Consider the following 9,743-nt stretch of genomic DNA (forward strand, 5'->3'; position numbering starts at 1 on the left):
GGCCGAACTATATACCATAGAAGCCCCAAGCCCGCAAAAATTAATGCTTTTCACACCGAGGCACTCAGGATTACATGCACCCCGTCTACAATCAGGCCCGCTTCCTCAAAAGCGCCCCCAACGCCCGCGCCCTGCCCCCCGATGAGGGCTTCGAAGTGGCCTTCGCCGGCCGCTCCAACTCGGGCAAGTCGAGTGCCATCAACACCCTCTGCAGCCAGCGCGCGCTGGCCCGCACCAGCAAGACGCCGGGGCGCACCCAGCTCATCAACGTCTTCGACCTCCCCGCAGGCCGGCGCCTCATCGACCTGCCGGGCTACGGCTATGCCAAGGTGCCGGAGAAGATCCGCAAGGACTGGGGACAGATGATCGGCGGCTACCTGGCCGGCCGCGCCTCGCTGCGCGGCCTGGTGCTGGTGATGGACATCCGCCACCCGCTCACCGACTACGACTGGCAGATGCTGGACTGGTGTCATCACCGCGCCCTGCCGGTGCACATCCTCCTGTCCAAGGCCGACAAGCTCAAGTTCGGCGCCGCCCGCAACACCGTGCTCCAGGTGCAGAAGACCCTGCGCGAGCGCGGCCTCGCGGCCACCGCCCAGCCCTTCTCCTCGCTGAAGAAGACCGGCACGGAAGAGGCCTATGCCGTACTGGATACCTGGCTGGAATGGCCGACAGACGAACAGCCGGCCGATCACGGGGTGTAGGGCCTGTCACAGAGGAAAATGGCACGCAGCGGGTCCACCGGGATCGAAGATCGGGCGTCGCTGCACCGGGGTCAGGATCACAAGCGCATGGGGGCGCAGGGCTTTCCACTCTGTGCCCTCTGTGGCGAAAAACAACCAGGCAAAAAAATGCCCCGATCTTCTTTGGGGGGCGAAGATCGGGGCCAGTCACCGGCTCGGCTTGGGGAGTCCGAGCCTTTACCCGCTCAGGGAGGGAAGCGGGAGGATAAGCGCCGGGCTAAGCGCTCAATTACTCTGACTCTGCCTCGGAGGAAAAGTTCTGTTGGGGCACAGAACGCTTCGGGGACGCTGTCTAGGCTCGGGGCGCAGAGTCAGTGCGCTTCATCCCAGTTGTTACCCTCACCCGTATCGACTTCCAGCGGCACGCGAAGTTCCGCCGCCTCCTTCATCAGGGCCACGATGCGCTCGCGAGCCGCGTCCACGGCGCCCTCGTCCACCTCGAACACCAGCTCATCGTGCACCTGCATGATCATGGTGACCGGCGGATGCGCCTGCTGGATCCAGCCATCCACCGCGATCATGGCCCGCTTGATGATGTCGGCGGCCGGGCCCTGCATGGGGGCGTTGATGGCGGTGCGCTCGGCGTACTGCCGGCGCTGGGCGTTGCGGGCGTTGATCTCGGGCAGATACAGGCGCCGGCCGAACACCGTCTCCACATAGCCCTGCTCGCGCGCCCGCTCTCGGGTGGCGTCCATGTACTCGCGCACGCCCGGATAGCGGCTGAAATAGAGGTCGATGTATTCCTGCGCCACGCCGCGCTCCACGCCGAGCTGGCGCGCCAGGCCGAAGGCGGACATGCCGTAGATCAGGCCGAAGTTGATGGCCTTGGCCGCGCGCCGCTGGTCGGCGGAGACGGCCTCGGGTTTCACGCCGAAGACCTCGCCGGCGGTGGCGCGGTGGATGTCCTGGCCGGCCGCGAAGGCCTTGAGCAGCCCCTCGTCGCCGGACAGGTGCGCCATGATGCGCAGCTCGATCTGCGAATAGTCGGCGGCGAGGATGCGCCGGCCCTGCGGTGCGACGAAGGCCTGCCGGATGCGCCGGCCCGCCTCGGTGCGCACCGGGATGTTCTGCAGGTTGGGGTCGGAGGAGGAGAGCCGTCCGGTGGAGGCCACCGCCTGGTGATAGGAGGTGTGCACGCGCCCGGTGTCGGGGTCGATCTGTTCGGGCAGCCTGTCCGTGTAGGTGGACTTGAGCTTGGCCATGGAGCGGTGCTCGAGGATGATGCGCGGCAGCGGATAGTCCAGCGCCAGCTGCTCGAGCACGTCCTCGGCGGTGGAGGGCACGCCCTTGGGCGTCTTGCGGATGACCGGCAGCCCCAGCTTGTCGAACAGGATCTCCTGGATCTGCTTGGGCGAGCCCAGGTTGAATTCCTGCCCGGCCTCGTCGAAGGCCTGGCGCTCGATCTCACCCATGCGCTCGGCCAGCTCGTGGCTCTGGGCGAAGAGCTGGTCGGCGTCCACCATCACGCCGGTGCGCTCCATGCGCGAGAGCACGGGCACCAGCGGGATCTCGATGGTCTCGTACAGCGCGCGCTGGCGCTCCAGCTGCTCGAGCTCGGGCCAGAAGCGGCGGTGCAGCTGCAGGGTCATGTCGGCATCCTCGGCCGCGTAGGGCGTGGCCGCCTCGATGCTCACCCGGTCGAAACTCACCTGTTTTGCGCCCTTGCCGGCCACGTCCTCGTAGGCGATGTTGCGGTGGCCGAGGTGCTTCTCGCAGAGCGTGTCGAGGTCGTGGCGGCTGGCCGTGGAGTTGAGCACGTAGGACTCGAGCATGGTGTCATGGCGGATGCCGTTGAGCTCGATGCCGTGGTTCGCCAGGACGTTGCGGTCGTACTTGAGGTGATGCCCGACCTTGGCCCGATCCGGATCCTCGAGCAGGGGTTTCAGCGCCTTCAGCACGGCGTCGCGGTCGAGCTGGGGCGGGGCGCCCGGGTCGTCGTGCCCCAGGGGGACATAGGCCGCCTCGCCGGGCTCGATGGCGAAGGACAGCCCGACGATGCGCGCGCGCATGTACTCCAGCGCCGTGGTCTCGGTGTCGAAGGCGAAGAGCTCGGCGGCCTCGAGCCGTTTGAGCCAGATGTCGAAGTCCGCCTGGTCGTGGATGGCCACGTAGCGCGCATCCTGTGGCTTCGGCGTCTCGGCCACCACCTCGCCCTCGCCGGCGGCCTCCAGCTCGGCCAGCCAGGTCTTGAATTCGTAGCGACTGAACAGCTCGCGCAGTCGCTCCTCGTCGGGCGCGCGCAGGTTCAGCGTCTCCGGCGTCTCGTCGAGCTCCAGGTCGCAGCGGATGGTGACGAGCTCCTTGGAAAGCGGCAGCTGGTCGACCGCCTCGCGCAGGTACTCGCCGACCTTGCCCCCGATCTCGTCGGCGTGCTCGATCACGCCCTCCAGGGTGCCGTACTCTTCCAGCCACTTGAGCGCGGTCTTGGGTCCGCACTTGTGCACCCCCGGGACGTTGTCGACCTTGTCGCCGATCAGCGCGAGGTAGTCGACGATGCGCTCCGGCGGCACGCCGAACTTCTCCTTCACCCCCGCCACGTCCAGGGTGGTGTCGGTCATGGTGTTGACCAGGGTGACGTGCTCGTTGACGAGCTGCGCCATGTCCTTGTCGCCGGTGGAGACCACCACCGGGATGCCCTTTTCCGCGGCCTGGCGCGACAGCGTGCCGATGACGTCGTCGGCCTCGACCCCCTCGACCATCAGCAGCGGCAGCCCCAGGGCACGCACGATCTCGTGCAGCGGCTCGACCTGGGCACCGAGCTCGTCCGGCATGGGCGGTCGGGTGGCCTTGTACTCGGGGTACATCTCGTCGCGGAAGGTCTTGCCCCGGGCGTCGAAGACCACGGCCATGTGCTCGGGGTCGTAGTCCTTCAGCAGGCGACGCAGCATGTTGGCCACACCATACATGGCGCCGGTCGGCTCGCCCGCGGCGTTGGTCAGTGGCGGCAGGGCGTGAAAGGCCCGGTAGAGATAGGACGAGCCGTCGACGAGGACGAGGGGTTTGGGGATCTGCTTGGCCATCGGGACTCTGCGTCTGCGGGAGTGGGCGGTCTATTGCACCTCAAAGGCGCACGGTCTACAAGGTGAGAGGCGCCCTCAAGACAGCGCGCCCCGGAATGTGTAAGAATCGCGTCTCCCGTTTCGACCAGCCCGACGACACCGGTCCCCGACAGCATGAAATCCAGCGATCGCGCCAGCCACCCGGTACTCCTGCCCATGGACGACTCCGTCCTCACGCGGGAGAGCTGGAAGATCTTCCAGATCATGGCCGAGTTCGTGGAGGGCTTCGAGCGCCTGGCGCGCATCAAGCCCTCGGTGAGCATCTTCGGCTCGGCCCGCATCCCGCCGGAGAGCCCCATCTACAAGCTCACCGAGGAGATCGCCCTGGAGCTGTCCAATTCCGGCTTCGCCGTGGTCAGCGGCGGCGGCCCGGGCATCATGGAGGCGGCCAACAAGGGCGCCTACGGCGGCAAGTCGCCGAGCATCGGGCTCAACATCCAGCTGCCGCACGAGCAGATCGGCAACCCCTATCAGGACATCTCGCTGGGGTTCCGCCACTTCTTCTCGCGCAAGGTGATGTTCGTGAAATACGCCTCGGCCTATGTGGTGCTGCCCGGCGGCTTCGGCACGCTGGACGAGCTGGCCGAGATCCTCACCCTGGTGCAGACGGGCAAGACCCGCCGCATCCCGATCATCCTCGTGCACTCCCCCTTCTGGAAGGGCCTGATCGACTGGTTCCGGCACACGCTGGCCGCCGAGAAGACCATCGACGAGGCCGACCTCGACCTGTTCATGCTGGTCGACGACCCGAAGGATGTGGTCAACGCCATCTTCGAGTTCTACGAAGGCACGGGCTTCGAGCCGTCACCCGCCGAGCGCGAAAAACTCATGGAGCTGTGATGAACCGCCTGCTGCCCATCCTGCTGCTCTCCCTCATCCCCGCGGCATACATCCCCATGGCCCTTGCCGCGGACGAGGCCGACACGGCCGAGGTCCCGCCGCCACCCCCGCTGATCGAGGGCGAGTCCGCCACCGAGGCCCTGATGGAGCCCGACATCACCATCCGCAAGGAGGCCGATCAGGAGGTGGAGGAATACCGCATCCAGGGCCAGCTCTACATGATCAAGGTGACGCCGAAGCGCGGCGAGCCCTATTACCTGGTCGACGCCGACGGCGACGGCGAGCTGGAGCACCAGATGTACGAGCTCGATCCCAAGTTCATGATCCCGTCCTGGACCATCTTCCGCTGGTAACGCGCGCAATCCGAGAACCCGCATGTCCGTATTCACGCCCATCAACGAAGACGAACTGAAGCAGTTCCTGCAACGCTTCGAGGTCGGCAGCCTGGAGGACTTCCAGGGCATCAGTGCCGGCATCGAGAACACCAACTACTTCGTCACCACCAGCGGCGGCCGCTACGTGCTCACCCTGTTCGAGAAGCACACGGCCGAGGAGATGCCGTATTTCCTCGGCCTGATGGCCCACCTGGCCGACCGCGGCGTGCCCAGCCCGCACCCGGTGGCCGATCGCGACGGCGACTACCTGCAGACCCTCAAGGGCAAGCCGGCCGCGCTGGTGATGCGCCTGCACGGCGCGAGTCCCGAGCACCCGGGCACGGCCCAGTGCGTCGCCATGGGCACCGCCCTGGCCCGGCTGCACGTGGCGGCGGCCGACTATCCGGCGATCCGCCCCAACGACCGCGGGCCCAAGTGGTGGCGGGTGACGGCCGAAGCCGTGATGCCGAAGCTGGACGCGGACGATGCCGCCCTGCTCGAAGAGGAGATCCGCTTCCAGGGGCTGTACCGCTTCACCGACCTGCCGCGCGGCGTGATCCATGCCGACCTGTTCCGCGACAACGCCATGTTCGAGGGCGACGAGCTCACCGGCATCATCGACTTCTACTACGCCTGCAACGACGCCCTGCTCTACGACCTGGCCGTGACGGTGAACGACTGGTGCAGCGAGGCCGACGGCAGCCTGGACCTGGAACGCGCCCGGGCCATGATGCGCGCCTATCACGCCGTGCGCCCGCTCAAGCCCATCGAGCGCGGCGCCTGGCCGGTGATGCTGCGCGCCGCGGCGCTGCGCTTCTGGCTGTCGCGCCTGCACGACCTGCACTTCCCGCGCCCGGGCGAGATCACGCACACCAAGGACCCGAACGTGTTCCGCGAGATCCTCAGGCAGCGCATTGCCCACGAGACTGAACTGCAGCTCAACTGGGTCTAGCACCGTGCAGCACCGTCTCGACGCCCGCCGCCTGCTCTGCCCGATGCCCGTGATCCGCACGCAGGACCGCATCCGCGAACTCGCGCCGGGCGACACCCTGGCGGTGACCTGCACCGATCCGGGCGTCAAGCAGGACATCCCCGCCTGGTGCCGCATCAACGGCCACCGGGTGCTCGCCATCCACGAGGCCGACGACGAGATCGTGATCGACATCGAGGTCGGCGCGGCCGACTGAGCGCGGCCGGAGGACACCATGGCACATCACCACCCTCACCACGCCGAGGCGCCGCCCGAGGGCTTTGCCGACCCGGCCGCGCACCAGCGTTACCGCGAGACCTTCAAGGTCACCGTCATCGGCTCGGTGGTGGACCTCGCCCTGGGCGTGGCCAAGATCATCGTCGGCGTCATCGCCCACTCCCAGGCGCTGATCGCCGATGGCATCCACTCCCTGTCGGACCTGGGTACCGACTTCATCGTGCTCTACGCCGCACGCCATGCCCATCGCGAGGCGGATGCCGCCCACCCTTACGGGCACCGGCGCATCGAGACGGCGGCCACCGTCATCCTCGGCGCCACCCTGATCGCGGTGGCCATCGGCATCGCCTGGGATGCGACCTACCGCCTGTTCCATCCGGACCTGCTGCTGCACCCGACCATGCTGGCCATGGTCATCGCCGCCATCTCGGTGGTGAGCAAGGAGGCGATCTACCACTACACCATGCACTACGCGAAGAAGTTCCGCTCCAAGATGCTGCGCGCCAACGCCTGGCACAGCCGCTCGGACGCGATCTCCTCGGTGGTGGTCATCATCGGCGTGGCCGGCACCATGGCCGGGCTGCCCTACCTGGACGCCATCGCCGCCATCATCGTCGCGGCCATGGTGGCCAAGATCGGCTGGGACCTGGCCTGGCATGCCGCGCAGGAACTGATCGATACCGGCCTGGAGCAGGAGATGGTGGACAAGATCCGCCAGACCATCCTGCACGTGGACGGCGTGAAGAACATGCACATGCTGCGCACCCGGCGCATGGGCGGGGACGCCCTGGCCGACGTGCACATCCTGGTGAGCCCGCGCATCAGCGTCTCCGAGGGCCACCACATCGGCGAGACGGTACGCAGGACCCTGATCGACACCTTCGACGAGGTGGCCGACGTCACGGTGCACATAGACCCCGAGGACGACGAGGCCGCACCGCCCTGCGAGGGCCTGCCGCTGCGCGGCGAGGTGGTGGCGCGCCTGCGCGAGGCCTGGGCCGGCATCCCGGCGGCCGCGCATCTCGAGAATGTCTCGCTACACTATCTGCATGGCCGTATCCACCTGGAGCTGTTCCTGCCCCTGCATGCCCTGGACGACCCGGAGGATGCCCAGCAGACGACCCGGGCGCTGATCGCCGCCAGCAAGACCCTGCCGGAGGTCGGCGAGGTCGTGGTGCATTACCGTTAGCGCACCATACTGGTGCAGACTTCCGCCACAATGCACTCTTTATGTGCGCGTTATGGCGGTTTTGCCCGGGTGATTGCCTGTTCAACCGGCCTGCGACGCCATTCGGTGGCGTGGCACGCTTAATGCATCTTTGCGATGCACAGTGTTTCGAAATGGTGCCGCCCCCTGGCGGCGAAGCAAACTGCATGCGTTCGGAGGAGTATCCATGTCCGCAGCTGACGTTATGAAGATGATTGAAGAGAACGGGGTCAAGTTCATCGACTTCCGTTTCACCGACACCAAGGGCAAGGAGCAGCACGTCTCCGTGCCGGCGCACACCGTCGGAGAATCCGATTTCGAGGACGGAAAGATGTTCGACGGCTCCTCCATCGCGGGCTGGAAGGGCATCAACGAGTCCGACATGATCCTGATGCCGGATGCCAGCACCGCCGTCATGGACCCCTTCTTCGCCGACCCGACCCTGATCCTGCGCTGCGACATCATCGAGCCGGCCACCATGCAGGGCTACAGCCGTGACCCGCGCTCCATCGCCAAGCGCGCCGAGGAATACCTCAAGTCCACCGGCGTCGCCGACACCGCCTTCTTCGGTCCGGAACCCGAGTTCTTCGTCTTCGACGACGTGCGCTGGGGTGCCGACATGCAGGGCGCCTTCTACTCCATCGACTCCGACGAGTCCGGCTGGAACTCCGAGAAGGTCTACGAGGGCGGCAACATCGGTCACCGCCCGGGTGTGAAGGGCGGCTACTTCCCGGTCCCGCCGGTCGACTCCATGCAGGACCTGCGTTCGGCCATGTGCCTGGTGCTGGAAGAGATGGGCGTCGAGGTCGAGGTACACCACCACGAAGTGGCCACCGCCGGCCAGTGTGAGATCGGCACCAAGTTCGACACCCTGGTCAAGCGCGCCGACTCCACCCAGATCCTGAAGTACGTGATCCACAACGTGGCCCACAACTACGGCAAGACCGCCACCTTCATGCCCAAGCCGCTGGTCGGCGACAACGGCAGCGGCATGCACGTGCACATGTCCTTGGCGAAGGACGGCAAGAACCTGTTCGCCGGCGACCTGTACGGCGGCCTGTCCGAGACCGCGCTGTACTACATTGGTGGCATCATCAAGCACGCCCGCGCGCTGAACGCCTTCTGCAACGGCTCCACCAACTCCTACAAGCGCCTGGTGCCGGGCTTCGAGGCGCCGGTCATGCTGGCCTACTCGGCCCGTAACCGCTCGGCCTCCATCCGCATCCCCTACGTGTCCAACCCGAAGGGTCGTCGCATCGAGGTCCGCTTCCCGGATCCGTCCGCCAACCCCTACCTGGCCTTCACCGCGCTGATGATGGCCGGCCTGGACGGCATCCAGAACAAGATCCACCCGGGCGATGCCATGGACAAGAACCTGTACGACCTGCCGCCCGAAGAGGAAAAGCAGATCCCGCAGGTCTGCTACGCCCTGGACCAGGCCCTGGAGGCCCTGGACAAGGACCGCGAGTTCCTCAAGGCCGGCGGCGTGATGGACGACGACACCATCGACGCCTACATCGCGCTCAAGATGGAAGACGTCACGCGCATCCGCATGACCACCCATCCGGTCGAGTTCGACATGTACTACAGCGTCTGATCGCACCGCGAGAAGCCGCAAACCCCGAACGCCCCGTCTCGACGGGGCGTTTTTTATGCCCCGACCCTTGCACCGGATGCGCCGCGGCGCGAGACTCGTCACTGAGTCCACCCGACCGCGGGGCTATACTGTGCGCATGAAATCACTGCTGATTGCCGTCGTTCTGCTGCTCGTCACCGCCTCGCTGCAGGCCCAGGTCTACCGCTGGGTGGACGAGGAGGGCAACGTGCAGTTCTCCGACACCCCGCCGCCGGGCGACCAGCCGGCCGAGACGGTCGACATCCCCAAGCCGTCGTCCATGGACAGCTACAAGCCGCCGGCCGAGACCCCGGACACGACCGACACCGACACGGCCGACGGCGAGAAGCCCGTTTCCTACCGCCGCTTCAGCATCAGCAGCCCGCCCGACGACGAGGCCCTGCGCGAGAATGCCGGCAACGTCACGATCACCGTGGACATCAGCCCCGAGCTGCAGCCGGGCCACCGCCTGAATCTCTACCTGGACGGCAACCTGCTCGACAACGGCGGCACCCGCACCACGGTCCAGCTCAACAACGTGCCGCGCGGCACCCACCAGGTCCGTGCCGAGATCCTGGATGGCAGCGGCCAGGTCCTGCGCAGCACCTCCAGCAGCTTCCACCTGCTGCGGGCGACGGTGGGGCGGTCACCACCGCCCGCCGGCCAGCCCCTGACCTACCCGCCAGTCGCCAACACCC

At 66.7% G+C, this 9,743-nt stretch carries 9 protein-coding genes; 8 read left to right on the forward strand and 1 reads right to left on the reverse strand.

Translation table 11 applies throughout. The annotated features are described in order from the left end of the window. Window positions 1–74: 74 nt before the first annotated feature. Window positions 75–704, forward strand: a complete 630-nt coding sequence (locus tag HUJ28_08110; protein MBD3619422.1) for a YihA family ribosome biogenesis GTP-binding protein — start codon at window positions 75–77, stop codon at window positions 702–704. Between the two features lie 350 nt (window positions 705–1,054). Here the strand turns inward: HUJ28_08110 and polA are convergent, their stop codons facing one another. After that, window positions 1,055–3,763 (reverse strand): DNA polymerase I, encoded by a 2,709-nt coding sequence (gene polA, locus HUJ28_08115; GenBank protein ID MBD3619423.1) that lies wholly within the window; start codon window positions 3,761–3,763, stop codon window positions 1,055–1,057. 153 nt (window positions 3,764–3,916) lie between these two features. Between polA and HUJ28_08120 the strand changes: the two genes are divergently transcribed. From HUJ28_08120 to HUJ28_08150, 7 genes are all read left to right on the forward strand, one after another. Further along, window positions 3,917–4,642: a TIGR00730 family Rossman fold protein gene (locus HUJ28_08120; GenBank protein ID MBD3619424.1), complete on the forward strand. Its 726-nt coding sequence runs from the start codon at window positions 3,917–3,919 to the stop codon at window positions 4,640–4,642. Continuing rightward, window positions 4,642–4,995 (forward strand): DUF2782 domain-containing protein, encoded by a 354-nt coding sequence (locus tag HUJ28_08125; GenBank protein MBD3619425.1) that lies wholly within the window; start codon window positions 4,642–4,644, stop codon window positions 4,993–4,995. The genes HUJ28_08120 and HUJ28_08125 overlap by 1 nt, the downstream gene beginning before the upstream one ends. Before the next feature lie 22 nt (window positions 4,996–5,017). Continuing rightward, window positions 5,018–5,968: a homoserine kinase gene (locus HUJ28_08130; protein ID MBD3619426.1), complete on the forward strand. Its 951-nt coding sequence runs from the start codon at window positions 5,018–5,020 to the stop codon at window positions 5,966–5,968. Between the two features lie 43 nt (window positions 5,969–6,011). Continuing rightward, on the forward strand, window positions 6,012–6,203 hold the full coding sequence (locus tag HUJ28_08135) for a sulfurtransferase TusA family protein (protein ID MBD3619427.1): 192 nt from the start codon (window positions 6,012–6,014) through the stop codon (window positions 6,201–6,203). An 18-nt stretch (window positions 6,204–6,221) separates the two neighbouring features. Continuing rightward, window positions 6,222–7,412 (forward strand): cation transporter, encoded by a 1,191-nt coding sequence (locus HUJ28_08140; GenBank protein MBD3619428.1) that lies wholly within the window; start codon window positions 6,222–6,224, stop codon window positions 7,410–7,412. A 205-nt stretch (window positions 7,413–7,617) separates the two neighbouring features. Next, window positions 7,618–9,027 (forward strand): glutamate--ammonia ligase, encoded by a 1,410-nt coding sequence (glnA, locus tag HUJ28_08145; GenBank protein MBD3619429.1) that lies wholly within the window; start codon window positions 7,618–7,620, stop codon window positions 9,025–9,027. A gap of 136 nt (window positions 9,028–9,163) precedes the next feature. Continuing rightward, window positions 9,164–9,743: DUF4124 domain-containing protein (locus HUJ28_08150; protein MBD3619430.1), on the forward strand; the 580-nt coding region annotated here is incomplete at its 3' end.

The sequence above is a fragment of the Chromatiales bacterium genome (assembly GCA_014762505.1).
Taxonomy (GTDB): Bacteria; Pseudomonadota; Gammaproteobacteria; order SpSt-1174; family SpSt-1174; genus SpSt-1174.

Excerpts from the sequence above, each read along its gene's own strand:
- HUJ28_08110 (MBD3619422.1), top strand. The coding sequence starts at position 75 with ATGCACCCCGTCTACAATCAGGCCCGCTTCCTCAAAAGCGCCCCCAAC.
- polA (MBD3619423.1), bottom strand. The coding sequence starts at position 3,763 with ATGGCCAAGCAGATCCCCAAACCCCTCGTCCTCGTCGACGGCTCGTCC.
- HUJ28_08120 (MBD3619424.1), top strand. The coding sequence starts at position 3,917 with ATGAAATCCAGCGATCGCGCCAGCCACCCGGTACTCCTGCCCATGGAC.
- HUJ28_08125 (MBD3619425.1), top strand. The coding sequence starts at position 4,642 with ATGAACCGCCTGCTGCCCATCCTGCTGCTCTCCCTCATCCCCGCGGCA.
- HUJ28_08130 (MBD3619426.1), top strand. The coding sequence starts at position 5,018 with ATGTCCGTATTCACGCCCATCAACGAAGACGAACTGAAGCAGTTCCTG.
- HUJ28_08135 (MBD3619427.1), top strand. The coding sequence starts at position 6,012 with ATGCCCGTGATCCGCACGCAGGACCGCATCCGCGAACTCGCGCCGGGC.
- HUJ28_08140 (MBD3619428.1), top strand. The coding sequence starts at position 6,222 with ATGGCACATCACCACCCTCACCACGCCGAGGCGCCGCCCGAGGGCTTT.
- glnA (MBD3619429.1), top strand. The coding sequence starts at position 7,618 with ATGTCCGCAGCTGACGTTATGAAGATGATTGAAGAGAACGGGGTCAAG.